Raw genomic sequence first — 23,443 nt, 5'->3', positions numbered from 1 at the left:
TACTGCAGGGGGGACCCTGTGGGAGAGTAGGACGCCGCCGAACAAATATTGCGAAAGGCCCACACCTTATGGTGTGGGCCTTTTTGCGTTCCCGGTTTTCTTCCCGGTGATCCCCTTTTCAACTCCTCCGAGTCAGAGGAATCAGAGGAGCTGGTGGATCAGAGGCGGCCTGCCGCTTTCAGTGCCAGATAGGCATCCGCCAGAGCCGGCGCGAGATTGTCCGGGATGGCGTCGACGACCGTGACGCCGTGGCGGCGGAGTTGTTCGGCGGTGCGGTGGCGGTCTGTTTGGGCCTGGGCGGCTGCCGCGGCCTCGTAGACGGCGTCCGTGGTGCCTCGGGAACTGGCCATGCGGGCGATGTGCGGGTCGGCGACCGAGGCCACCAGGACCGAATGGCGCTGGGTGAGGCGGGACAGGACCGGGAGGAGGCCCTGTTCTACGGGCGCCGCGTCGAGGGTGGTCAGGAGGACGATCAGGGCGCGGCGGGGGGCCGTACGGAGTGCGGTGGCTGTGAGGCCTCGGGCGTCCGTTTCGACGAGTTCGGGTTCGAGTGGGGCCATCGCGTTGACCAGGGACGGCAGGACGTCGCCTGCCGTGCGGCCCTGGACGAGGGCTCGTACGCGGCGGTCGTAGGCCAGGAGGTCCACGCGGTCGCCGGCGCGGGAGGCGAGGGCGGCCAGGAGGAGAGCCGCGTCCATGGATGCGTCGAGGCGGGGGGCGTCGCCCACACGGCCCGCGGAGGTTCGGCCGGTGTCCAGGACGAGGAGGATGTGGCGGTCGCGTTCCGGGCGCCAGGTGCGTACGGCCACCGAGGACTGGCGGGCCGTGGCGCGCCAGTCGATGGAGCGGGTGTCGTCGCCGGGGATGTACTCGCGGAGGCTGTCGAACTCCGTGCCCTCGCCTCGGGTCAGGACGCTGGTGCGGCCGTCGAGTTCGCGCAGGCGGGCCAGTTTGGACGGCAGGTGCTTGCGGCTGGTGAAGGGCGGGAGGACCCGTACGGTCCAGGGAACCTTGTGGCTGCCCTGGCGGGCGAAGAGGCCGAGGGGGCCGTACGAGCGGATCGTGACCCTGTCCGCCTGACGGTCGCCCCTGCGGGTCGGGCGCAGGCGGGTGATGATCCGGCGGCGCTCGCCCGGGGGGATGGTGAGGCGGTGGCGGGACGCGGTCACTTCGGAGCCGGGGAGCCAGCTGCTGGGGGGCCAGGCGTCGCGGAGGTGGGCACGCAGGGGGCGGTTCGCGGGGTTGGTGACCGTGAGGGTGACGTCCGCGGTCTCGCCCAGGCGTGCGGAGGTGTCGCCGGAGCGAACGAGGCCCAGGCGGCGCACGGGAGCGGCGAGGGCGTAGTCGCAGGCGCATGCCACGGCGAGGGGGGCGTTGACGGCGAGGAGGCCCGTCCAGCTGGGCTCCCAGAGGCCTACGGGGAGGGCGCCGAGGGCCGCGAGGAGTGCGGCGCGTCCGGTGGGGGCCATCAGCGGGGGACGGGGACGTGGGCGAGGATCGCGTTGATGACCGAGTCGGCCGTCACGCCTTCCATCTCGGCCTCCGGGCGGAGCTGGACGCGGTGGCGGAGGGTCGGGAGCGCGAGTGCCTTGACGTCGTCGGGGATGACGTAGTCGCGGCCCGTCAGCCAGGCCCAGGCGCGGGAGGCCGCGAGGAGGGCCGTGGCGCCCCGGGGGGAGACACCGAGGGTGAGGGACGGGGAGTCGCGGGTGGCGCGGCAGATGTCCACCACGTAGGCGGTGATCTCGGGGGAGATCGTCGTCTTGGCCACGGCGGCGCGGGCGGCTTCGAGGTCGGCGGCGTTCGCGACGGGGCGTACGCCGGCGGCGCGCAGGTCGCGGGGGTTGAAGCCTTCGGCGTGGCGGGTGAGGACGTTGATCTCGTCCTCGCGGGACGGGAGCGGGACCGTCAGTTTGAGGAGGAAGCGGTCCAGTTGGGCCTCGGGGAGGGGGTAGGTGCCCTCGTACTCGACCGGGTTCTGGGTCGCGGCGACCAGGAACGGGTCCGGGAGCGGGCGGGGGGTGCCGTCGACCGTGACCTGGCGCTCCTCCATGGCCTCCAGCAGGGCGGACTGGGTCTTCGGCGGGGTGCGGTTGATCTCGTCGGCGAGGAGGAGGTTGGTGAACACCGGGCCGGGCTGGAAGGAGAATTCGGCGGTGCGGGTGTCGTAGACGAGGGAGCCGGTGATGTCGCTCGGCATGAGGTCCGGGGTGAACTGGACGCGCTTGGTGTCGAGTTCGAGTGCGGACGCGAGGGCGCGGACGAGCAGCGTCTTGGCGACCCCGGGGACGCCTTCCAGTAGGACGTGTCCGCGGCAGAGAAGGGCGACGACGAGGCCGGTCACGGCGGGGTCCTGGCCGACCACGGCTTTGGCGATCTCGGCGCGCAGGGCCTCCAGGGAGGCTCGGGCGGTGCCCGGGTCCCCGGTGGTCGCGGCGTTGTCAGTGGTCGGGTCCATCATGAACGGCGTACCTCTCTTTCGAGGGCGTCGAGTTGGTCGGTGAGGGCGATGAGGGCCGTGTCGTCGCCGGGCGGCGGGCCGAAGAGGAGGGCGTGCAGGGGCTGTCCGTCGCCGTGGAGGTGGGCGGACAGAGCGGGGAGCAGGGCCTCGGGCGTGTGGGCCCGGGAGACGGGGACACCTACGAGGGGGGCGAGGCGCGTGCGGGTGGTGGAGCGAAGAGCGGCGGCCGCGCGGTCGCGGGCGTTGGCCTTGCGGTAGAGGCGGGCTCGGCCTTCGACGGTTTCGGAGGCGCGGATCGCGACGGGGAGTTTCTCGGGCACCAGGGGGCCCAGTCGGCGTGCCCGCCAGAGGGCGGCGAGGCCGCCGGCGACGAAGAGTTGCAGGGCGCCCCAGAGCCAGCCCGAGGGGAGCAGGTCGAAGAAGCTGCGGTTTCCGGCGTCGGGGGCGGAGTCGGAGAGTGAGGGGAGGTACCAGACCACATGGGGGCGCGAGCCGAGGAGTTGGAGGGCGAGGGAGGCGTTGCCCTGCTCGTCGAGGCTGCTGTTGAGGAGGATGTCGGGGGCGCCGAGGACGACGGTGTCGCCGTCCCCTTCGGCCGCCGGGACGCGCACCAGGGTGGGCAGGCCGTCCTCGGGGTAGCAGGTGTCGGCCGCTCCGGCTTCGGCGACGACGTGGTAGCGGAACCCGCCGGTGTCGGCGCTGCCCGCGCGGCGGGCGGCGGGCAGTTCGCAGCGGGGTGCGAGGGTGGAGTCCAGGCTGAGGGCGGTGTCCGCGGTGACCCCGGGGGCGAGCGTGCTCACGGACGGGGAGCCGGGGGCGACGAGGACCGTCCGGCCGCCGGAGGCCTCGGTCGCCGCGCGGAGGCGGTTCTGCTGGGAGTCGGTCAGCAGGTCCGGGACGGCGATCAGGAGGGTGGTGTCGGGGCCGGCCGCGGCGCTCGCCTCGTCGAGGGTGGTGACCAGCCGGGTGGACACGCCCCGGTCGTCGAGGAGTTCGGCGACGGCGCGGCTGCCGTCGGTGTCGGCGGAGCGCGGGTCGAGGCGGCCGTGTTCGGCGCCGGAGCGGATCACGGCGATCACGACGGCAGCCGCCAGGAGGATCACCGCGCCGAGTACGACACCGCGCGCGCGGGTCCACACCTGGCGGGCCGTGGGCGACACCGAGGTGGACGGGAGCGTGGCCTCGGTGGTCATTCGGCGGCTCCCGGGCGGGTGCTGTCGGCCGTGCTCGCGGTGCTGGGCGCGCTGCTCGCCAGGGCGGGCCTGGTGCGTTCGAGGTCGGTGTCGAGGGCGGCGAGCCGGAGGTACGTTCCCTCGGCCGCGGATCGGCCGCCGTATGTGACGTCGTCGAAGTCCCGGGCGGCGGTGTGCAGTCGGTCCGCGTGGGCGGGGAGCACCGAGCCCGCTTCGGAAGCCGCCTCGTCGGCGGTGCGGCCGGGGCGTACGTCGAGCAGGGCGCGTTCCTCCAGGGAGCGGACGACGGCGCGCATGCGTTCCTGGACGGCCTGGTTCCAGTGGCCCTGGGCGGCCTGCGCCTCGGCGGCCGCGCGGTGTTCGGCGGCGCTGCGGGGGCGGTCGTCGAAGAGCGTGGCGGAGGAGGCCGGGGCGCGGTGCGGGGTGCCGAGGCGCCACCACAGTGCTCCGAGGAGGGCCAGGACCGCCAGGACGATGACGATGAGGCCGAGTGTGCCGCCGGGGGTGGCGGCCGAGGCGGCGCCGAACACCTTGTCGAGCCACTCCCAGAAGGCGTCCATGGCGCGCTCGTACCAACTGGGGTCGTTCTCGTGGTACATGCCCTTGGACAACTCACGTCGGGCCGCCTCCCGCGCGGGGTCGCGCGGGAGGGTGACGGGCGGTTCGTCCGCCGAGCGCCACGACATCGGTACGGCTGTCAGTGCTCCCCCCGGCAGTCCCACCCCATCAGCTCCCCGGGGTGGCGCCGGGAGCGTCGCCGTAGCCCTGGAGACCGGCGGCGCGGCCCAGTTCGAGGTCGAGGGCCTCGCGGCGGATGCGCTGGTCGATGTAGAGCAGCACGGTGACGCCGGCGCTGATCGGGAAGGTGAGCGTGGACCCGATCACCGAGCCGACGCCGCTGATGACGAGGTAGGTCCAGCCGAGTGCGGTGCCGCCGGAGAGGAGGCCGGAGATGCCGTCGCCGTCCAGGGCCGCGCCCGCGAAGGTGAACGGGATCACGACGATCGACGCGACGACGTAGGCGATGATCGCGGCGAGCAGCTGGATGCCGAGGACCCGCCACCAGGAGCCGCGCACCAGCTTGACGGAGCGGTTCAGCGACTTGCGTACGCCTTGCTTCTCCAGCATCAGGGCGGGCGAGGCGAGCGAGAAGCGGATCATCAGCCAGACGGTGAGGACGAAGGCGCCGAGTCCGCCGAAGACGGCGAGGACGACGCCTCCGCCGCCGGAGCCTCCGGCGGCGAGGAGGATGCCGGGCAGGACGCCCACGGTCATGATCAGGACGGCGATCAGGAGCAGCAGGACGGTCAGGCCGCCCAGCCTCAGGAGCTGGGGGCGGGCGTCCCGCCAGGCCTCGGCGGTGGTCACCGACTTGCCGAGGACGGCGCGGCTGGTCACGGTCGTGAGCAGGGCCGTCGCGATGATGGTGCCCAGCAGGGAGATCACCAGGACGACGGACGTGCTCAGCAGGGTGTCGCCCAGGGCGCGGCCCAGCTCGCCGGGGGTGGCGCTCGGGTCGTTGAGGGCGTCCGAGCTCGCGGTGTCGTTGAGGACGAGGCCCTGGAGCAGGATGACCCCGACCTGGGTGACGACCGCGACGGCCAGGGAGATGCCGAGGACCGTGCGCCAGTGCGTGCGCATGGTGGAGACCGCGCCGTCGAGGATCTCGCCGATGCCGAGCGGGCGCAGCGGGATCACACCGGGCTTGGCCGCGGGCGGGGGTCCGCCCCAGCCGCCGCCCCAGCCGGGAGTGCCGTAGCCCGGGCCGGGGGCCCCGTAGCCGGGATGGCCGCCGGGGGCTCCGTGGCCGCCGGGCGGGCCGTAGCCGCCGGGGCCGGGCTGCGGGGGGACCGGGTGTCCGCCCCAGCCCGGGACGGGCGGGGGTGGTGGCGGGGTCTGGCCGGGGGCCTGCGGGGTCGGAGCGGACCACTGGGCGGGCGGCGGCTGCTCCTTGGACCACTTGGACGGCGGCTGCGTCTGGTCGGCACCGGGCTGCTCCGTCGGCTGTGCCCGGTCGGTGTCGGGCTGGTCCGTCGGCTGCGCGGAGGCCTGCTGGTCCGGCTCCTGGCCGCCCGAGGGGGCGGATCCGGGCGAGGCCCAGCCCGGAGTGTCCTTCATCGTCGCTCCTTCACGGTGCCCGTCCGCGGTCGCGGCGGCAGGTTGGCGCCCATCGTGCCACGCGGTGTCCGGGAAGTGACCGGGGGCCGTATGCGCTGCGCACCTTCAATTGTCCGACGGATAGGGGGCAGACTGACCGCATGGCTGATCAGTACGCGCGATCCGGCGACGACATCCGGCCGACCGGGATACCGGCGATCCGTTGGGACGAGCCACCGGAAGGCCCGGTCCTGGTCCTCCTCGACCAGACGAGACTGCCGGCCGAGGAGGTCGAGCTGGTGTGTACGGACGCGCCCGCGCTGGTGGAGGCGATCCGTTCGCTCGCCGTGCGCGGGGCGCCGCTGCTGGGGATCGCCGGGGCGTACGGGGTCGCGCTCGCCGCCGCGCGGGGGTTCGACGTGGAGGAGGCCGCCGGGGCGCTGGAGAGTGCCCGGCCCACCGCGGTGAATCTCGCGGTCGGTGTGGGCCGGGCGCGGGCCGCGTACCGGGGCGAGCTCGGCCGGACGGGCGACCAGAAGCAGGCCGCCGAGGCGGCGCTCGCCGCGGCGCGGGCGCTGCACCGGGAGGACGCTGAGGCCAGTTCCCGTATGGCCGCGCACGGGCTGGCGCTGCTGGACGAGCTGTTGCCGGGCGGCGGGCACCGGGTGCTCACGCACTGCAACACCGGGTCGCTGGTGTCGGGTGGTGAGGGCACGGCGTTCGCGGTGGCGCTCGCGGCGCACCGGTCGGGGCGGCTGCGCCGGCTGTGGGTGGACGAGACGCGGCCGTTGCTGCAGGGTGCCCGGCTGACCGCTTATGAGGCGGCGCGCAGCGGAATGGCGTACACCTTGCTCACGGACAACGCCGCGGGTTCGCTCTTCGCGGCGGGAGAGGTGGACGCGGTGCTGGTGGGCGCCGACCGGATCGCCGCCGACGGATCGGTGGCGAACAAGGTCGGGACCTATCCGCTCGCGGTGCTCGCCCGGTATCACCATGTGCCGTTCATCGTGGTGGCGCCGGTGACGACGGTGGATGTGGCGACCCCGGACGGGGCGTCCATCGAGGTGGAACAGCGCGCGGGGCATGAGGTGACGGAGATCACGGCACCTCAGGTACCGGTGGCGGGAGCAGAGGCGGGAGGTGGGATAGCGGTGGCACCCCTGGGGACCCAGGCGTACAACCCGGCGTTCGATGTGACGCCGCCCGAGCTGGTGACGGCGATCGTCACCGAGGAAGGGGCTGTGTCGCCCGTGACCGCTGATGCGCTTGCCGAGCTGTGTGACAGGTCACGCCAGGTAACGATTTAGTTAATGGGATGATGGCATTCATGAAGGGACGAGTCCTTGTCGTCGACGACGACACCGCACTGGCCGAGATGCTCGGCATTGTGTTGCGTGGTGAAGGTTTTGAGCCGTCTTTCGTAGCCGACGGCGACAAGGCGCTGGCCGCGTTCCGTGAGGCCAAACCGGATCTGGTGCTTCTGGATCTGATGCTGCCGGGCCGGGACGGGATCGAGGTGTGCCGTCTGATCAGGGCGGAGTCCGGGGTGCCGATCGTGATGCTCACGGCCAAGAGCGACACCGTCGATGTGGTGGTCGGCCTGGAGTCGGGCGCGGACGACTACATCGTGAAGCCCTTCAAGCCGAAGGAGCTGGTGGCCCGGATCCGGGCGCGGCTGCGGAGGTCGGAGGAGCCGACGCCGGAGCAGCTCGCCATAGGTGACCTGGTCATCGATGTGGCCGGGCATTCGGTGAAGCGTGAGGGGCAGTCGATCGCGCTGACGCCGCTGGAGTTCGATCTGCTGGTCGCGCTGGCGCGGAAGCCGTGGCAGGTGTTCACTCGTGAGGTCCTGCTGGAGCAGGTCTGGGGGTACCGCCACGCGGCGGACACCCGTCTGGTGAACGTTCATGTGCAGCGGCTGCGTTCCAAGGTCGAGAAGGACCCGGAGCGGCCGGAGATCGTGGTGACCGTCCGTGGTGTCGGATACAAGGCAGGACCCAGCTGACATGTCCGGTGACAGTGCCGCTTCGGCGCCCGGCCAGCCGGGGAACCGCGCGGAGCGGCCTGTCGGCCGGAGGACGTCGGGTTCCCGCTGGGAGCGTCTCCTCGCGGGCGGATTGCTGCAGGGCGGAGTCCAGGGCAGCCCGGTCCTGAGGTTGTTCATGCGCTGGGTGCGCCGTCCGCTGCTGCCCGTGATGCGGCTGTGGCGGCGCAACATCCAGCTCAGGATCGTGGTGACGACCCTGCTGATGTCGCTCAGCGTCGTGCTGCTGCTGGGTTTCGTCGTCATCGGGCAGGTCCGCAACGGACTGCTGGACGCCAAGGTCAAGGCCTCGCAGAGCCAGGCCACCGGTGGCTTCACGGCCGCCGAGCAGAAGGCGGACGACGAGGCGAGCCTGGCCGGGAACGACGCGGATCCGAACGGCGACCGGGTGCAGAACGTCGGCGAGTGGATGACGACCCTGGTGAACTCGCTGTCCAGCGGCGGCCAGGGCGCGTTCGACGTCGTGACACTGAGCCCCGCCTCCGGCGACGGCACCACCGGGGGGCTCGGGCCGCGTGTCTCCGGGGGCGTGCAGTGGGACCTCAGCGTGCCCGTGGAGCTGCGTGAGCGCGTCGACGACGGCACCAGCGCCGTCCAGAGCTATACGACGATCCACTACTACAACGGCCAGGAGCCCCAGCCGGGGCTGATCATCGGCAAGCAGGTCAGCGACCCCAACAGCAACTCGTACCAGCTGTACTACCTCTTCCCGCTCGCCCAGGAGGAGAAGTCCCTGAGCCTGGTCAAGGGGACGCTGGCGACGGCCGGGCTGTTCGTCGTCGTGCTGCTCGGGGCCATCGCCTGGCTCGTGGTGCGGCAGGTCGTCACGCCCGTGCGGATGGCGGCCGGGATCGCCGAGCGGCTGTCCGCCGGGCGACTTCAGGAACGGATGAAGGTCAGCGGCGAGGACGACATCGCGCGGCTGGGCGAGGCCTTCAACAAGATGGCGCAGAACCTGCAGCTGAAGATCCAGCAGCTGGAGGAACTGTCGCGGATGCAGCGACGGTTCGTCTCCGACGTGTCGCACGAGTTGCGTACACCGCTGACGACCGTACGGATGGCGGCGGACGTCATCCATGACGCGCGCGTGGACTTCGACCCGGTGACCGCGCGGTCGGCCGAGCTGCTCGCCGACCAGCTGGACCGGTTCGAGTCGCTGCTCGCGGATCTGCTGGAGATCAGCCGGTTCGACGCGGGCGCCGCGGCCCTGGAGGCCGAGCCGATAGACCTGCGCGAGGTCGTGCGGAAGGTCGTCAGCGGGGCCGAGCCGCTCGCCGAGCGCAAGGGGACGCGGATACGGGTGCTGGGGGACCAGCAGCCCGTCGTCGCCGAGGCCGACGCCCGGCGGGTGGAGCGGGTGCTGCGCAACCTCGTGGTCAACGCCGTGGAGCACGGCGAGGGCAAGGACGTCCTGGTCAAGCTCGCGGCGGCGGGCGGCGCGGTGGCGGTCGCGGTGCGGGACTACGGGGTCGGGCTCAAGCCGGGCGAGGCGACGCGGGTGTTCAGCCGTTTCTGGCGGGCCGACCCGGCACGCGCGCGTACCACCGGGGGTACGGGACTGGGGCTGTCGATCGCCCTGGAGGACGCCCGGCTGCACGGGGGCTGGCTGCAGGCGTGGGGCGAGCCGGGCGGTGGTTCGCAGTTCCGGCTCACCCTGCCGAGGACGGCGGACGAGCCGCTGCGGGGGTCCCCGATACCCCTGGAACCGAAGGACTCCCGGCGCAATCGCGGACTCAACGACGCCGGTCGGCCGCTCGGCGGCAGCGGCAAGCTCGCCACGGTGCCGGTCCAGGCCGGTGAGCACGGGGCCGCGAGGGCGGCCATAGGGCCACGGCCGGGCGCCGGACAGGCTCCCACGGCCGACCCGACGGCGCTGCCCGGCAGCGGCGCGCGCGTGGTGCCCCGGCCCGGTGTGCCGTCCGCGACACCGTCGCCGGCGCGGCAACCGGAAGACGGCGCGGAGCGGGGCGAGAAGAGGCCGGCGGAGAGCGATGCGGAGCGGCAGCACGAGCAGGGGGAGGCATTCCGTGGGCGCTGACCGCGCGAAACGCGGCCGTGGGCGTCCGGTGCGGCCGGCCGTGCGCATCGGGTCTGTCGGCATCAGCGCCGTCCTGCTGGCGGGGTGCGCCTCGATGCCGGACAGCGGGGACATGCGTGATGTCGAGTCCACGCCGAGGCAGGACGCCCAGGTGCGGGTCTTCGCGCTGCCGCCCGCCGAGGACGCGGAGCCGCTGGAGATCGTGCAGGGCTTCCTGGAGGCCCTGACCAGCGATGATCTGGACTACGAGACGGCGCGCAAGTATCTGACCGGGAACGCGCTCAAGGACTGGGAGCCGGGGGAGTCGACCACGGTCCTCGAAGAGGCACCCATCCCGTACACCCAGGTCACGGGGGAGCGACCGGAGGCCGACGAGTACCGGTACCAGCTGTCCGGTGAGAAGGTCGCCCTGGTGGACGGGCAGCACGCGTACCGGCCCGCCGGCGGCCAGTACCGCCGGACCGTGCACCTCACACGCGTGAAGGACACCCAGCAGTGGCGCATCGACGAGCTGCCGCCGGGCGTGGTGCTCGGCAGGTCGGACTTCGAGCGCAACTACAAGTCCATCAACAAGTACTACTTCACCTCCGCCGCGCAGTCCGGGGAGCCGGGGACGGTCGCCGACCCGGTCTATGTCCGCAGCCAGGTCGACCCGGTGACCCAGGTGGTCCGGGACCTGCTGAAGGGCCCCACGAGCTGGCTCAACCCGGTCGCGAGGACGAGTTTCCCCTCCGGCACGGCCCTGAAGAAGGGCACCCGGGCACTGACGCCCGACGACCAGAACAGGCTGGTCGTACCGCTGAACAAGAAGGCCGACCGTGTCTCGGCCGGCCGATGCAAGGAGATGGCCGCCCAGCTTCTCTACACGCTTCAGGACTACATGCCCACGGGCGTGGACGAGGTGGAGCTGCAGGGGTCGACCGGCGCGCAGCTGTGCGTGGTCGTCGAGGGCGAGTCCGGCATCGCCTCGCACGGCTTCGGCAAGCACGCGGAGTACGAGTACCTCATCGACGGCGAGCACAAGCTCGTGCGGCTGTCCGAGCAGGATCCGGTGACCACGCCGACGGCCGTTCCCGGGGCGCTCGGTGAGGGCGAGAAGCAGTTGCGGTCCGCCGCCGTGTCGCGTGACGAGGACCGGGCGGCCGGTGTGTCGGCCGACGGGAGCGAGCTGTACGTGGCACCGCTGACGGCGGGCGGCACGCTCGGCGACCCGGTGCTGCGCAGCACCGGGGCCACCGCGAAGGACCGCCTGACGACGCCCAGTTGGGATGGGCGGGGCGACCTGTGGGTGGCCGACCGTGATCTCGAGAAGCCCCGGCTGCTGGTCCTGGCTGACGGCATGGGGGAGCCGCTGGAGGTGCGGACGCCCAGCCTGGACGGGCGGATCGAGGCGGTGCGGGTGGCCGCCGACGGGGTGCGGATCGCGCTGATCCTGGAGAACAAGGGCAAGCGGGCGCTGTACATCGGGCGCGTCGAGCGGGACGCCGACGCGGAGAGCACCACCGTCTCGATCGTCGAACTGCGGTCCGTGACACCGGATCTGGAGGACGTCACCGCCATGTCGTGGGCGGGCGACAGCCAGCTCGTGGTCGTGGGGCGCGAACCCCGTGGTGTGCAGCAGATGCGGTACGTCCGGGTCGACGGCTCGCCGACGCCGGACTCCGGGCTGTCCGCGCTCACCGGTGTGGAGGAGGTCGCCGCGTCCGAGGACGAGAGCCAGCCGTTGGTCGCGCACTCGGCCGACGGGATCGTCCGGCTCTCCCCGGGCGCGCAGTGGCAGACGGTGGTCAAGGAAGGGTCGGCGCCGGTCTATCCGGGGTGAGGGCCCGAGAACATCAGGGCCCGAGAACATGAGGACTTGAGGGCCTGAGGGCCTGAGGGCTTGAGGACCGGGCGGGCGGTGCGTGCGATCAGCACGACGTTGCCGTGCGGCTGGGCGCGCTCGACAGGGGTGACCTGCGGCGGCGGGGACCGAGTACGGTCTTCGCCGCCGTTCGGTCTTTTCGCGGTGGCATTCGGTCTTCTTCGGGCACCCGTCGTTCGTGTGGGTGACAACCCCTCTGCGGTTTCGGTGAGTTGTCCACAGGCGGTTGTCCACAGGGGTGGCAGGGCTTCGCATGCGTTGGCAGAGTGTGGGCATGCGGGGGTGGTGGCAGGACCTCACGGATCTGGTGCTGCCGGCCGAGTGCGGAGGCTGTGGAAGGCCTCGCGCGGTGCTCTGCCCGGAGTGCCGCGCGGCTCTGACCGGGGCCGCACCGTGCCGGGTGCGACCGGAGCCGGAGCCGTCGGGGTTGCCCGTGGTGCACGCGGCCGCACCGTACGAGGACGCGGTGCGGGCCACGCTGATCGCGCACAAGGAACGGGGAGCGCTGGCGCTCGCCGGACCGCTCGGCACGGCCTTGGCAGGGGCCGTGCAGGCGGGTGGCGGTGGGCCGGTGCTGCTGGTTCCGGTGCCGTCCGCGCGGCGGGCGGTGCGGGCGCGGGGGCACGACCCGGCGCGGCGGATCGCGCTGGCCGCCGCCGGGGAACTGCGGCGTACCGGGACGCCGGCCCGGGTGGCCGGGGTGCTGCGGCAGCGGCGTGCCGTGGCCGATCAGTCGGGGCTGGACTCCCGGCAGCGGCTGGACAACCTCGCGGGTGCCCTGGAAGTGGCCGCCGGGGGTACCCGGCTGCTGGGCGGTGGCGCGGTCGTGCTGGTGGACGACCTGATGACGACGGGTGCCTCGCTCGCGGAGGCGGCCCGGGCGGTGCGGGCGGCCCGGGACGGGAGGGCGGCCGAGCCGGGACAGTTCGACGCGGAACGAAAGGGGGAGGAGCAGGTGCGAACACAAGGGGTGACGGGAATGACGGGCGCGGACACCGCCCCGGACACGATCAGCGCGGCGGTGGTCGCCGCGCCGCCCGACGCTTTCGAAATAAACCGGAACTGACTGAGAACTTGCATCGTTGCAGGTAACGAGAGGGTCAATTCACCTGAACGGAGGTACGTCTCGGTAGAGGGTGACGACATCCGTCCGAGCGAGATATGTTCGGTTGTGAGGGAATGGCCCCGGCCGTTCACCACATATCCGAATGCTGTGCTGCGGGTTTTCCGAATCACCCCGCATCGGTGGGTGGAGATCTTGCCCACGGGGGAGGAGGAGGTGGAAGTCACCGAGTCCGCGGTTCCGGGAGTCACCGGAACCTGGTGCACAAGGGAGATGCTCCGCCAGTGGAGCGGAGCGATCCGGGAACGGAGTTCTGCGTGGACATCGTCGTCAAGGGCCGCAAGACCGAGGTGCCCGAGCGGTTCCGCAAGCACGTGGCCGAAAAGCTGAAGCTGGAGAAGATCCAGAAGCTCGACGGCAAGGTGATCAGCCTCGACGTCGAGGTGTCCAAGGAGCCCAACCCCCGACAGGCCGACCGCAGTGACCGGGTGGAGATCACGCTCCACTCCCGCGGGCCGGTGATCCGGGCGGAGGCAGCGGCAAGCGATCCGTATGCGGCGCTCGACCTGGCGGCGGACAAGCTGGAAGCCCGGCTGCGCAAGCAGCACGACAAGCGTTACACGCGCCGAGGCGCGCGCAGGCTCACGGCCGCGGAGGTCGCCGACCACGTCCAGGGCGTGGCGACCCTCAACGGCAACGGATACGTCGCCGACGAGGAGAAGCCGGACGGCGTGCCCACCAAGAAGATCGGCTCGCTGGAGGTGAAGGGCGAAGGCCCCCTCATCGTCCGCGAGAAGACCCATGTCGCCTCCCCGATGACCCTCGACCAGGCTCTCTACGAGATGGAGCTGGTCGGGCACGACTTCTACCTCTTCGTCGACTCCGAGACCAAGGAACCGAGTGTCGTCTACCGGCGGCACGCCTACGACTATGGCGTCATCCACCTCAGCACGGACCCGATGGTCGCCCAGGCGCACGCGGACGCCGCGGGCGGCGCGCTCGGCGGCTGACCGCGCCGGGTGACAGCTGAGCCGGTGCCCCTGGAGCGCTTGTGCGCCCCCAGGGGCACCGGTGTGCGACCCCTTGCGGCCCGCTCTGTCAGCGCAGCACGGGCCGGGCATGGAATCATGGCCGAACCGGCCCCAACCCGGGGGCCGTTGCCTTGGGTTGGCGATGGCACAGAAACACAGGCCACGGCCTTCAGGGGGAGGAACGATGGCGGACAGCAGTTTCGGACCGATGCGTGACGAGGATGCCGACGAAGGCTCCGTCGGCATGGGCTCCGCCGCGGGCTCCTCGCGCAAGGAGCCGATCCGGGTTCTCGTCGTGGACGACCACGCGCTTTTCCGCCGCGGTCTGGAGATCGTGCTCGCCGCCGAGGAGGACATCCAGGTCGTCGGCGAGGCCGGTGACGGGGCGGAGGCGGTCGACAAGGCCGCGGATCTGCTGCCCGACATCGTGCTGATGGACGTACGGATGCCCAAGCGCGGCGGTATCGAGGCGTGCACCTCCATCAAGGAGGTGGCCCCCAGCGCGAAGATCATCATGTTGACGATCAGCGACGAGGAGGCCGATCTCTACGACGCGATCAAGGCGGGGGCGACCGGTTATCTCCTCAAGGAGATCTCCACGGACGAGGTGGCCACGGCCATTCGCGCGGTCGCCGACGGGCAGTCACAGATCAGCCCCTCGATGGCGTCGAAGCTGCTCACCGAGTTCAAGTCGATGATTCAGCGGACCGACGAGCGGCGCCTCGTACCGGCGCCGCGGCTGACCGACCGGGAACTGGAAGTGCTCAAGCTCGTGGCGACCGGGATGAACAACCGGGACATCGCCAAGGAGCTGTTCATCTCCGAGAACACCGTGAAGAACCATGTGCGCAACATCCTGGAGAAGCTTCAGCTGCACTCCAGGATGGAGGCCGTGGTGTACGCGATGCGGGAGAAGATCCTCGAAATCCGTTAGGGCGGGCCGGTCACTTCGGCCGTCCGGCCCCGCCTCGGTCACTTCGGTCGGCAGGTCACGTCAGGGCGCGTACCAGGGCGGCGTGTAGCTCCGGGGTGTCCACTCGCTCCACGCGTACGTCCGTGCAGTCCACCCAGGTCGCCGCCTCCAGGAGGGCCTGGGCCACGGCCGGGACCGCCTTGGGGCCGTCGAGGGTGACCTGTTTGGCGACCAGGGTGCGGCCGTCGCGGGCGGGATCGACGCGGCCGACGAGCCGGCCGCCGGACAGGACCGGCATCGCGAAGTAGCCGTGGACGCGCTTCTGTTTGGGGACGTAGGCCTCCAGACGGTGGGTGAAGCCGAAGATCCGTTCCGTGCGGGCCCGTTCCCAGATGAGGGAGTCGAACGGGGACAGGAGCGTGGTGCGGTGGCGGCCGCGCGGGGGCGCGACCAGGGCCGCCGGGTCGGCCCAGGCGGGCTTGGCCCAACCCTCAACCGTCACCGGGACCAGGCCCGAGTCGGCGACCACCGCGTCGAACTGCTCGCCCTTGAGGCGGTGGTAGTCGGCGATGTCCGCGCGGGTGCCGACGCCGAGGGCCTCGCCGGCCAGGCGGACCAGACGGCGTACGCACTCGGTGTCGTCCAGCTCGTCATGGAGGAGGTCCGCCGGGATCGCGCGCTCCGCGAGGTCGTACACCCGCTTCCAGCCGCGGCGCTCCACGCACACCACCTCGCCGTACATCAGGGCGCGTTCGACGGCGACCTTCTCGCCGGACCAGTCCCACCATTCGCTGGTGCGTTTGGCTCCGCCCAGTTCCGTGGCCGTGAGGGGGCCCTCGGCGCGGAGCTGTTTGATGACGCGGTCGTAGGCGCCGTCCGGGAGTTGGTGGCCCCAGAGGGGGCGGGCCCGGTAGGCGCGGCGGCGGAAGGCGAAGTGGGGCCACTCCTCGATGGGGAGGATGCAGGCGGCGTGGGACCAGTACTCGAAGGCGTGGGGGCGTGCCGAAGGCGCGCCGGCGGGGGCGGTCGTCCAGTAGGCCTTGTCGACCGTGGTGCGGCCGACGGCGCCCAGGCGGGCGTACGGGATGAGTTCGTGGGAGCGGGCCAGGACCGAGATGGTGTCGAGTTGGACCGCGCCCAGGTGTCGCAGGACGCCGCGGACGCCGGATCTGCGGTCCGGGGCGCCGAGGAAGCCCTGTGCCCGTAGGGCGATGCGGCGGGCCTCGTCTGCGGTGAGTTCTGTTGTGGGGCGCGGGAGGGAGGTCATGCTCCGCAGGGTAGGGGAGGGGACTGACAGTGGGGGGTGAGCTGGGGGGGATGGGGTCCTGGGCGGGGGTTTTCGGGCGCCCGGTGGTGGTGCCGGGCGGGTGGGGTGCGCGGCTCGGCGCTGACGAGGTGCCGCTGCGCCCACCCGTGCCGCCCAAGCGGCACGACTGCCCGCAGCTACGACAGGAGCCTTACGCCCGTGCCGGTAGGTAAGGCGCCGGGGAAGGCAGGCCCAAGTCTGAGGGGAGGAGAGAGGCCAGCCAGCAGTCGCGGCGGACTCCGTTGTTGTTGAGGGCGGCTCGGAGGGTGCCTTCGAGGGTGAAGCCGAGGTGTTCGGCCACGGCTCGGGAGGCGGTGTTGCCCACTTCGGCGCGCCATTCGAGGCGGTCCAGGGCGAGGGTGGTGAAGGACCAGTGGACGGCGGCGCGGGTGGCCTCGGTCATGTAGCCCTTGCGGCGGTGCTCCTTGGTGGCCCAGAAACCGAGCTCGCCGGTGCCGAGGGCACGCATGGTGATGCCGAGCATGCCCGCCAGTTCACCGGAGGCGAGGAAGAGGCCGAAGGTGAACATCGAGGCGGTGGCCCAGCCTTCGGGAACGGCCTGCTCGACGAAACCTTCCGCGTGCTCACGCAAGTACGGTGAGGGGATCATGGTCCAGCGCTGGATGTCCGGGTCCTGCGCGGCCTCGTACACCGTGTCCGTGTCGTGGTGGTCCACGGTGCGCAGCAGCAGGCGCTCGGTGGTCAGGGTGACGGGTTCCATCGGGCGATTCTGCTCGGCGGAGCGGAGGGGCGCCATCCCCTTTTGCGGCCGGTCCGCGGCCGGTCCGCGGCCGGCGCGGGGGCGCGGTGGGTGAGGAGGCGGTCACAATTCGCGCATTTCGTGTGCGGAACGCGGCACCATCCGCAACGCCCGCCCGTTGTCCTGGTAGCTGTCACTGCCAGACCTCCCGGCACGGCGGGGTCCTCGCTTACGATGGCCGTTGCTCAAACTGTGATTCAAGTCTGCCAACTGTCATTGAACCGACCCTCCCCAGGCCCGACCGGCAAGGAGACAAACCCCCGTGTCCGTCCTCTCGAAGATCATGCGTGCAGGCGAAGGCAAAATCCTGCGCAAGCTGCACCGCATCGCGGACCAGGTCAACTCCATCGAAGAGGACTTCGTCGACCTCTCCGACGCCGAGCTGCGGGCCCTCACCGAGGAGTACAAGCAGCGGTACGCCGACGGTGAGACCCTCGACGACCTGCTCCCCGAGGCGTTCGCCACCGTGCGCGAGGGCGCCAAGCGCGCGCTGGGCCAGCGCCACTACGACGTGCAGATCATGGGCGGCGCCGCCCTGCACCTCGGCTATGTCGCCGAGATGAAGACCGGTGAGGGCAAGACCCTCGTCGGCACGCTGCCCGCGTATCTGAACGCGCTGTCCGGCGAAGGCGTCCACCTGATCACGGTCAACGACTACCTGGCCGAGCGCGACTCCGAGATGATGGGCCGCGTCCACAAGTTCCTGGGCCTGGAGGTCGGCTGCATCCTGGCCAACATGACGCCGGCCCAGCGCCGCGAGCAGTACGCCTGCGACATCACGTACGGAACGAACAACGAGTTCGGCTTCGACTACCTCCGCGACAACATGGCGTGGTCCAAGGACGAGCTCGTCCAGCGCGGCCACAACTTCGCGATCGTCGACGAGGTCGACTCCATCCTCGTCGACGAGGCCCGTACGCCGCTGATCATCTCCGGCCCGGCCGACCAGGCAACCAAGTGGTACGGCGACTTCGCCAAGCTGGTCACGCGCCTGAAGAAGGGCGAGCCCGGTCAGCCCCTCAAGGGCATCGAGGAGACCGGCGACTACGAGGTCGACGAGAAGAAGCGCACCGTCGCCATCCACGAGTCCGGCGTCTCCAAGGTCGAGGACTGGCTGGGCATCGACAACCTCTACGAGTCGGTGAACACCCCTCTGGTGGGCTACCTGAACAACGCCATCAAGGCCAAGGAGCTCTTCAAGAAGGACAAGGACTACGTCGTCATGGACGGCGAAGTCATGATCGTCGACGAGCACACCGGCCGTATCCTCGCCGGCCGCCGCTACAACGAGGGCATGCACCAGGCGATCGAGGCGAAGGAAGGGGTGGACATCAAGGACGAGAACCAGACGCTCGCCACGATCACCCTGCAGAACTTCTTCCGCCTCTACAAGCGCCACGACCACAACGGCAAGGAACGGCCCGGCCTCTGCGGCATGACCGGTACGGCGATGACCGAGGCCGCCGAGTTCCACCAGATCTACAAGCTCGGTGTCGTCCCGATCCCGACCAACCGGCCGATGGTCCGCAAGGACCAGTCCGACCTGATCTACCGCACCGAGGTCGCGAAGTTCGAGGCGGTCGTCGACGACATCGTCGAGAAGCACGAGAAGGGCCAGCCGATCCTCGTCGGTACGACGTCGGTCGAGAAGTCCGAGTACCTCTCGCAGCAGCTGAGCAAGCGCGGCGTCCAGCACGAGGTGCTCAACGCCAAGCAGCACGACCGGGAGGCGACGATCGTCGCCCAGGCCGGCCGCAGGGGCGCCGTGACCGTCGCGACGAACATGGCCGGCCGTGGTACGGACATCAAGCTCGGCGGCAACCCCGACGACCTCGCCGAGGCGGAGCTGCGCCAGCGCGGCCTCGACCCCGAGGAGCACATCGAGGAGTGGGCGCACGCCCTGCCCGAGGCTCTCGCGAAGGCCGAGGAAGCGGTCAAGGCGGAGTTCGAGGAGGTCAAGGAGCTCGGCGGGCTGTACGTGCTGGGCACCGAGCGGCACGAGTCCCGCCGTATCGACAACCAGCTGCGCGGTCGTTCCGGCCGTCAGGGCGACCCCGGTGAGTCCCGCTTCTACCTCTCGCTCGGTGACGACCTGATGCGGCTGTTCAAGGCCCAGATGGTCGAGCGCGTGATGTCCATGGCCAATGTGCCGGACGACGTCCCGATCGAGAACAAGATGGTCACCCGCGCGATCGCCTCCGCCCAGTCGCAGGTCGAGCAGCAGAACTTCGAGACCCGGAAGAACGTCCTCAAGTACGACGAGGTCCTCAACCGGCAGCGCGAGGTCATCTACGGCGAGCGCCGCCGCGTCCTGGAGGGCGAGGACCTGCAGGAGCAGATCCAGCACTTCATGGACGACACCATCGACGCGTACATCACCGCCGAGACCGCCGAGGGCTTCGCCGAGGAGTGGGACCTCGACCGGCTGTGGGGCGCCTTCAAGCAGCTCTACCCGGTGAAGGTCACCGTCGAGGAGCTGGAGGAGGCCGCCGGGGACCGGGCCGGGCTGACCGCCGAGTTCATCGGCGAGTCCATCAAGGACGACATCACCGAGCAGTACCAGGCGCGTGAGGCGCAGCTCGGCTCCGAGATCATGCGTGAGCTGGAGCGCCGGGTCGTGCTGTCGGTGCTGGACCGCAAGTGGCGTGAGCACCTCTACGAGATGGACTACCTCCAGGAGGGCATCGGCCTGCGCGCGATGGCCCAGAAGGACCCGCTGGTCGAGTACCAGCGCGAGGGCTTCGACATGTTCACCGCCATGATGGAGGGCATCAAGGAGGAGTCCGTCGGCTATCTGTTCAACCTGGAGGTCCAGGTCGAGCAGCAGGTCGAGGAGGTCCCGGTCGAGGACTCGAAGCCGTCCCTCGACAAGAGCGACGCGGTGCCGGCCCAGGCGGGCGCGTCCCGGCCGGAGATCCGCGCCAAGGGCCTGGAGGCCCCGCAGCGCCGTGACCGCCTCCACTTCTCCGCGCCGACCGTCGACGGCGAGGGCGGCATCGTCGAGGGCGACCTGCCCGAGGACGAGCCCGTGCGCTCCGAGGCCGACGGTCTCACGCGTGCGGAGCGGCGTAAGCAGCAGGGGAAGACGAGCCGTCGCCGTAAGAAGTGAGGGTCGTCGCTCCGCGAGCGGCGAGCGGTGACCATGAGTGGTGAGTAGCAGGCCGTGAGGCTGTGAAGGGCCGGGCATCTTCGGGTGTCCGGCCCCTCGTGCGTCCCGGTCGTCGTGTGTTTCGGCTGGGGTCGACGTCCGGTGCGTCGGGGCGGAGCGGTCGCTCAGTCGTCGTCCGGGTGGGGGAGCTTCGGGCCGCCCAGTTCCACGGCTGTGCAGCGCCAGCGGTGGTCGGGGCCGTGTTCCAGGCGGAAGGCCATGGCGCGGAGGCGGTCGCCCGCGCCGATGCGGGCGAAGACCTCCAGGGCGCCGGGGCCCGCCACGTAGTAGCCGATGTCCCGGACGACGGGGTGGGCGCCGTGGGTGAAGCGCAGCGGGCCGCGTTCGGCCAGCCAGGCGAGGTCGTCGTAGGCCCTTCCCGCGGTGTGGCGCAGCATGCTGTGGACCGGGCGTCGGCCGCTCAGTACGGCGAGGAGGAGGTCGGCGAAGCGGTCGGTGGGGCGGGGGTGGGGTGCGGGAACGGGGGTGGTCGGGGGCTGGGGCTGGGGTGTGGAGGGGCGGCCGGCCGCCGGGGTCGTGCGGGCGGGGGTGCGGCCGGGGCGGCGGCTGTCGTGGCGTACGGGCGGGCGGGTGCCGGGGTGGCGCCTGGTCCTGGTCATGACCTTGTTCATCGGAAAACCCCGTTCGTCGGTGAGGCCGCCGGTACCGGTCGGTAACTTGGCGATGGGGATCTTGTACGAGGCCGGAGGGGGGCGTCGCAAGGAGGTGTGGGGGTCTGCCGGGGGGCGCGGGAGATTCACCTATCAGGGTGAGCGGGAGGGGTGCCGGGCCCGGCGGGGCAGGGGTGTGCCGGGTGAGGTGGCGGGCCTGGGGTGGACGCGTCCGGGGGGCTGGGCGGGGGCTCGAAAGGGGACGCCCGCACGTATCCTGAAGGCCCTCCGGAGGCTTCGCGGGGACCTCTGCGACGAAGCTTTCGAGGTGCTCCGAGATCACGACTACGAAAGCGGCATGCCATGCGCGTCTACGTCCCCCTGACCCTTCCCGGGCTCGCCGAGGCGTACAAGACGGGTGAGCTGGGGGAGGGGGCGTTCGTCGCGTACGCCGTCACGCCGGCTCTGCGGGAGTGGTATCTGTCCGACGACATCGAGGAGTTGGAGTACGCGGCGCTGAACCGGGCGGCGCTGGCGTCGTTGCGGCTGGTGGCCGTGGATCCGGGGGCTGCTCGGCGGCGGGTCGTCGTGGCCCTGGATGTGGCCGACCGGGACGCGGTGGCCGATCCCGACCGGGGGCTCGATCCGGTGGCGCTCGGTGAGGTGCGGGTGGCCGGGCCGGTGTCGTTGGGCAAGGCGGCGGCTGTGCATGTCGACTCGGTGGAGGCCGAGGGGGAGGTGGGGGAGGCGGCGGACGCGTTGGGGGCGGCGGACCAGGGGGATGACGACGCGCAGTTCATCGTGGACGGGGCGGACGATCACGAGCTGCTCTGGTACGCGACGCAGGAGATTCCCAACCTGGTGGGGTTGGGGGGCTGAGCGGTCCGGGCGGGCATGGTGTCGCGGTGCCCCCCGCTGGGCCGGAGCCACGTACGGCCTGGGTGGGTGCCGCCTGCTGGGGCTGGGCGGGGGCCGGGTTTCGCTTGCCGGCGCTTGCCGGCGCTTGCCGGGTGCCGCTGCGCCCACCCTCCCCCACTCTCGGCTTCGCTCGAGCGGGAGGGACCCCCATCGCCCCAGCGGCACGACTGCCCGCAGCTACCTACGTATGGGCCGTGGGCGGGCGTCGCCCAGCGGCACGACTGCCCGCAGCTATGTAGGGAGTGCCCGCAGCTGCAGGTGGCGGGGGCTCCCAGGCGGTGTGGTCGGTGGCCGGGAATGGGTTGTCAGGGGGGCGGGGTACGTTGTGGGGATGGGGATGAATGGTGTCGGGGCTCATATCGTCTGGGACTGGAACGGGACCCTGTTCCATGACAACGAGGCGATCATCGGGGCGACGAACGCGGCGTTCGCGGAGCTCGGGATCGAGCCGATCACGCTGGAGCGGTACCGGGAGCTGTACTGCGTGCCGGTGCCGAAGTTCTATGAGCGGCTGATCGGGCGGCTGCCCACGGACGAGGAGTGGGAGGCCATGGATGTGGTCTTCCACCGGTACTACGCGGAGCACCGGGTCGCCTGTGGGCTGACCGACGGGGTGCCGTCGCTGCTCGCGGAGTGGCTGTCGGCGGGGCGCAGTCAGTCGATCCTCAGCATGTATGTGCACGAGGAGCTGGTTCCGCTGGTGCGCGGCTTCGGGATCGAGCCGCACTTCGTCCGGGTCGACGGGCGCACCGGGCCCTCCGGCGGCAGCAAGACCGAGCACATGGTGCGGCATCTGCGCCGGCTCGTGGGGGTGGAGCCGAGACGGACCGTCGTGATCGGGGACGCCGCCGACGACGCCGTCGCCGCCCGGCACGTGGGTGCTCAGGCCGTGCTCTACACCGGGGGCTCCCACAGCAGGGCCAGCCTGGAGCCGGTCGGTGTGCCCGTCGTGGACACCCTGGAGGAGGCCGTCGCCGAGGCCGAGCGGCTGGCGGCGTAGTACCCGACCGCCCTCACCCCCTACGTCACCGGCGCCTTCGCCCGCAGCACCGTGAGGAACTCCCGCATCCAGCCGGAGTGGTCCGGCCAGGCGCGGGCGGAGACGAGGGTGCCGTCGACGACGGTCTCGGCGTCCTGGAAGGTGGCGCCGGCGGCCTGCATGTCGAGTTCGAGGGCGGGGTACGCGGTGACGCGGCGGCCGTGGAGCGCGTCCACGGAGGCGGTGAGCAGCGGGCCGTGGCAGATCTGGGCCACCGGCTTGTCCGTGTCGAAGAAGGATTTCAGGATCTTGCGCAGCTCGGGGTCGTTGCGCAGATACTCCGGGGCCCGGCCGCCGGGGACGACGACGGCGACGTACTGACCGGGGTCGACCTCGGAGAAGGCCAGGTCGGCGGGCCAGCTGTAGCCGGGCTTCTCGGTGTAGGTGTCGTAGCCCGGTTCGAAGTCGTGGACCACGAAGCGGAGCTGTTTGCGGCTGGGGGCGGCGATATGGACCTCGTACCCCTCCTCACGGAGGCGTTGGTAGGGGTACAGGACCTCCAGTGACTCCGCCGCGTCGCCGGTCACGATCAGGATCTTGGCCGTCATGGTGGGGCTCCCCTCGGTACCTCAGGGCTTCCTTCGTCAGGCTATGGCTTCCTGGGCAACGTGCATCCGGGGTGAAGGTTTGCCAAGGGGGGTGTACGGGATCCGGGTCCGGCGAAAGCGCGTATAAGCTCGGTTGCGCGGAGGTAAGCTCAAAAGTGCGCGATGGGTACTGTGCAGAACGTCAAAGTTCGACCCCTTGTTTTGTACACATACGGCTCATGACGTGCCCCCCTTGCGGAGGGATAGCCTTGTGGCGTGATCAGCGCGATAGCTCGCGGGGACGCCTTCGTCCCTGCCCTGCGCCCGGCGCACACGGACGACATCCGTGGCCGGGCGGCGGTCGCTGGTCCTCGCGGGCGGGAGGGAGCCACCAGGGCTCCCGGGACGCCGGGTGCATCCACGGGCCGGA

The 23,443-nt window shown here is 71.2% G+C and carries 19 protein-coding genes; 10 read left to right on the top strand and 9 right to left on the bottom strand.

The genetic code is table 11. The features are described from left to right. Nucleotides 1-158 precede the first annotated feature (158 nt). Genes ABT147_RS37180 through ABT147_RS37160 form a run of 5 tightly spaced genes read right to left on the bottom strand, consistent with a single transcriptional unit; the run spans nt 159 to nt 5,772 of the window. The gene (locus tag ABT147_RS37180; protein WP_351414672.1) at nt 159-1,469 is read right to left on the bottom strand and encodes a DUF58 domain-containing protein; all 1,311 of its coding nucleotides are present in this window, start codon (nt 1,467-1,469) and stop codon (nt 159-161) included. After that, the gene (locus ABT147_RS37175) at nt 1,469-2,458 is read right to left on the bottom strand and encodes an AAA family ATPase (RefSeq protein WP_351414689.1); all 990 of its coding nucleotides are present in this window, start codon (nt 2,456-2,458) and stop codon (nt 1,469-1,471) included. The genes ABT147_RS37180 and ABT147_RS37175 overlap by 1 nt, the downstream gene beginning before the upstream one ends. Beyond that, on the bottom strand, nt 2,458-3,654 hold the full coding sequence (locus ABT147_RS37170) for a DUF4350 domain-containing protein (RefSeq protein WP_351414670.1): 1,197 nt from the start codon (nt 3,652-3,654) through the stop codon (nt 2,458-2,460). The genes ABT147_RS37175 and ABT147_RS37170 overlap by 1 nt, the downstream gene beginning before the upstream one ends. Beyond that, nucleotides 3,651-4,340, bottom strand: a complete 690-nt coding sequence (locus ABT147_RS37165; RefSeq protein WP_351414686.1) for a DUF4129 domain-containing protein — start codon at nt 4,338-4,340, stop codon at nt 3,651-3,653. The genes ABT147_RS37170 and ABT147_RS37165 overlap by 4 nt, the downstream gene beginning before the upstream one ends. A 40-nt stretch (nt 4,341-4,380) precedes the next feature. Then, nucleotides 4,381-5,772, bottom strand: a complete 1,392-nt coding sequence (locus tag ABT147_RS37160) for a DUF7847 domain-containing protein (protein ID WP_351414668.1) — start codon at nt 5,770-5,772, stop codon at nt 4,381-4,383. 140 nt (nt 5,773-5,912) lie between these two features. Here ABT147_RS37160 and mtnA point away from each other — a divergent pair, with 140 nt between their 5' ends. From mtnA to ABT147_RS37125, 7 genes are all read left to right on the top strand, one after another. Next, a complete protein-coding gene (mtnA, locus tag ABT147_RS37155) occupies nt 5,913-7,058 on the top strand; it encodes an S-methyl-5-thioribose-1-phosphate isomerase (RefSeq protein ID WP_351414665.1) in 1,146 nt (381 codons plus the stop codon). A gap of 8 nt (nt 7,059-7,066) precedes the next feature. Next, on the top strand, nt 7,067-7,756 hold the full coding sequence (gene mtrA / locus ABT147_RS37150; protein ID WP_351414663.1) for a two-component system response regulator MtrA: 690 nt from the start codon (nt 7,067-7,069) through the stop codon (nt 7,754-7,756). Between the two features lies 1 nt (nt 7,757). Continuing rightward, nucleotides 7,758-9,833, top strand: a complete 2,076-nt coding sequence (gene mtrB, locus ABT147_RS37145; RefSeq protein ID WP_351414661.1) for an MtrAB system histidine kinase MtrB — start codon at nt 7,758-7,760, stop codon at nt 9,831-9,833. Next, nucleotides 9,787-11,655, top strand: a complete 1,869-nt coding sequence (locus tag ABT147_RS37140; protein WP_502983223.1) for an LpqB family beta-propeller domain-containing protein — start codon at nt 9,787-9,789, stop codon at nt 11,653-11,655. The genes mtrB and ABT147_RS37140 overlap by 47 nt, the downstream gene beginning before the upstream one ends. A 316-nt stretch (nt 11,656-11,971) precedes the next feature. Next, nucleotides 11,972-12,763, top strand: coding sequence for a ComF family protein (locus ABT147_RS37135; RefSeq protein ID WP_351414682.1), 792 nt, complete (start codon nt 11,972-11,974; stop codon nt 12,761-12,763). A gap of 314 nt (nt 12,764-13,077) precedes the next feature. Beyond that, nucleotides 13,078-13,770 carry a ribosome hibernation-promoting factor, HPF/YfiA family gene (hpf, locus tag ABT147_RS37130; RefSeq protein WP_502983222.1) on the top strand — a complete coding sequence of 231 codons (693 nt, stop codon included), beginning with the start codon at nt 13,078-13,080 and terminating at the stop codon, nt 13,768-13,770. 205 nt (nt 13,771-13,975) lie between these two features. Continuing rightward, the gene (locus ABT147_RS37125) at nt 13,976-14,725 is read left to right on the top strand and encodes a response regulator (RefSeq protein ID WP_351414657.1); all 750 of its coding nucleotides are present in this window, start codon (nt 13,976-13,978) and stop codon (nt 14,723-14,725) included. Between the two features lie 55 nt (nt 14,726-14,780). Here the strand turns inward: ABT147_RS37125 and ABT147_RS37120 are convergent, their stop codons facing one another. After that, nucleotides 14,781-15,971 (bottom strand): winged helix-turn-helix domain-containing protein, encoded by a 1,191-nt coding sequence (locus tag ABT147_RS37120; RefSeq protein WP_351414655.1) that lies wholly within the window; start codon nt 15,969-15,971, stop codon nt 14,781-14,783. Nucleotides 15,972-16,161: 190 nt separating this feature from the next. Then, a complete protein-coding gene (locus ABT147_RS37115) occupies nt 16,162-16,731 on the bottom strand; it encodes a GNAT family N-acetyltransferase (RefSeq protein WP_351414653.1) in 570 nt (189 codons plus the stop codon). 301 nt (nt 16,732-17,032) lie between these two features. On the opposite strand from ABT147_RS37115, the gene secA reads away from it, so the two are divergent. Beyond that, nucleotides 17,033-19,879 carry a preprotein translocase subunit SecA gene (gene secA / locus ABT147_RS37110; RefSeq protein ID WP_351414651.1) on the top strand — a complete coding sequence of 949 codons (2,847 nt, stop codon included), beginning with the start codon at nt 17,033-17,035 and terminating at the stop codon, nt 19,877-19,879. Between the two features lie 164 nt (nt 19,880-20,043). Here the strand turns inward: secA and ABT147_RS37105 are convergent, their stop codons facing one another. Continuing rightward, a complete protein-coding gene (locus ABT147_RS37105; protein WP_351414649.1) occupies nt 20,044-20,550 on the bottom strand; it encodes an Rv3235 family protein in 507 nt (168 codons plus the stop codon). A gap of 342 nt (nt 20,551-20,892) precedes the next feature. Between ABT147_RS37105 and ABT147_RS37100 the strand changes: the two genes are divergently transcribed. After that, nucleotides 20,893-21,408, top strand: a complete 516-nt coding sequence (locus ABT147_RS37100; protein WP_319126809.1) for a DUF6912 family protein — start codon at nt 20,893-20,895, stop codon at nt 21,406-21,408. A gap of 370 nt (nt 21,409-21,778) precedes the next feature. Continuing rightward, a complete protein-coding gene (locus tag ABT147_RS37095) occupies nt 21,779-22,447 on the top strand; it encodes an HAD family hydrolase (protein ID WP_351414647.1) in 669 nt (222 codons plus the stop codon). A gap of 20 nt (nt 22,448-22,467) precedes the next feature. Here the strand turns inward: ABT147_RS37095 and ABT147_RS37090 are convergent, their stop codons facing one another. After that, on the bottom strand, nt 22,468-23,034 hold the full coding sequence (locus ABT147_RS37090; RefSeq protein ID WP_351414645.1) for a DJ-1/PfpI family protein: 567 nt from the start codon (nt 23,032-23,034) through the stop codon (nt 22,468-22,470). Nucleotides 23,035-23,443 lie beyond the last annotated feature (409 nt).

This window comes from Streptomyces sp. NPDC001868, assembly GCF_040297125.1.
Lineage (GTDB): Bacteria > Actinomycetota > Actinomycetes > Streptomycetales > Streptomycetaceae > Streptomyces.
The sequence above is the reverse complement of the archived record's forward strand: the minus strand, read 5'-3'. Positions and strand labels throughout refer to the sequence as shown.

Excerpts from the sequence above, each read along its gene's own strand:
- ABT147_RS37180 (WP_351414672.1), bottom strand. The coding sequence starts at position 1,469 with ATGGCCCCCACCGGACGCGCCGCACTCCTCGCGGCCCTCGGCGCCCTC.
- ABT147_RS37175 (WP_351414689.1), bottom strand. The coding sequence starts at position 2,458 with ATGGACCCGACCACTGACAACGCCGCGACCACCGGGGACCCGGGCACC.
- ABT147_RS37170 (WP_351414670.1), bottom strand. The coding sequence starts at position 3,654 with ATGACCACCGAGGCCACGCTCCCGTCCACCTCGGTGTCGCCCACGGCC.
- ABT147_RS37165 (WP_351414686.1), bottom strand. The coding sequence starts at position 4,340 with ATGTCGTGGCGCTCGGCGGACGAACCGCCCGTCACCCTCCCGCGCGAC.
- ABT147_RS37160 (WP_351414668.1), bottom strand. The coding sequence starts at position 5,772 with ATGAAGGACACTCCGGGCTGGGCCTCGCCCGGATCCGCCCCCTCGGGC.
- mtnA (WP_351414665.1), top strand. The coding sequence starts at position 5,913 with ATGGCTGATCAGTACGCGCGATCCGGCGACGACATCCGGCCGACCGGG.
- mtrA (WP_351414663.1), top strand. The coding sequence starts at position 7,067 with ATGATGGCATTCATGAAGGGACGAGTCCTTGTCGTCGACGACGACACC.
- mtrB (WP_351414661.1), top strand. The coding sequence starts at position 7,758 with ATGTCCGGTGACAGTGCCGCTTCGGCGCCCGGCCAGCCGGGGAACCGC.
- ABT147_RS37140 (WP_502983223.1), top strand. The coding sequence starts at position 9,787 with ATGCGGAGCGGCAGCACGAGCAGGGGGAGGCATTCCGTGGGCGCTGAC.
- ABT147_RS37135 (WP_351414682.1), top strand. The coding sequence starts at position 11,972 with ATGCGGGGGTGGTGGCAGGACCTCACGGATCTGGTGCTGCCGGCCGAG.
- ABT147_RS37125 (WP_351414657.1), top strand. The coding sequence starts at position 13,976 with ATGGCGGACAGCAGTTTCGGACCGATGCGTGACGAGGATGCCGACGAA.
- ABT147_RS37120 (WP_351414655.1), bottom strand. The coding sequence starts at position 15,971 with ATGACCTCCCTCCCGCGCCCCACAACAGAACTCACCGCAGACGAGGCC.
- ABT147_RS37115 (WP_351414653.1), bottom strand. The coding sequence starts at position 16,731 with ATGGAACCCGTCACCCTGACCACCGAGCGCCTGCTGCTGCGCACCGTG.
- ABT147_RS37105 (WP_351414649.1), bottom strand. The coding sequence starts at position 20,550 with ATGAACAAGGTCATGACCAGGACCAGGCGCCACCCCGGCACCCGCCCG.
- ABT147_RS37100 (WP_319126809.1), top strand. The coding sequence starts at position 20,893 with ATGCGCGTCTACGTCCCCCTGACCCTTCCCGGGCTCGCCGAGGCGTAC.
- ABT147_RS37095 (WP_351414647.1), top strand. The coding sequence starts at position 21,779 with ATGGGGATGAATGGTGTCGGGGCTCATATCGTCTGGGACTGGAACGGG.
- ABT147_RS37090 (WP_351414645.1), bottom strand. The coding sequence starts at position 23,034 with ATGACGGCCAAGATCCTGATCGTGACCGGCGACGCGGCGGAGTCACTG.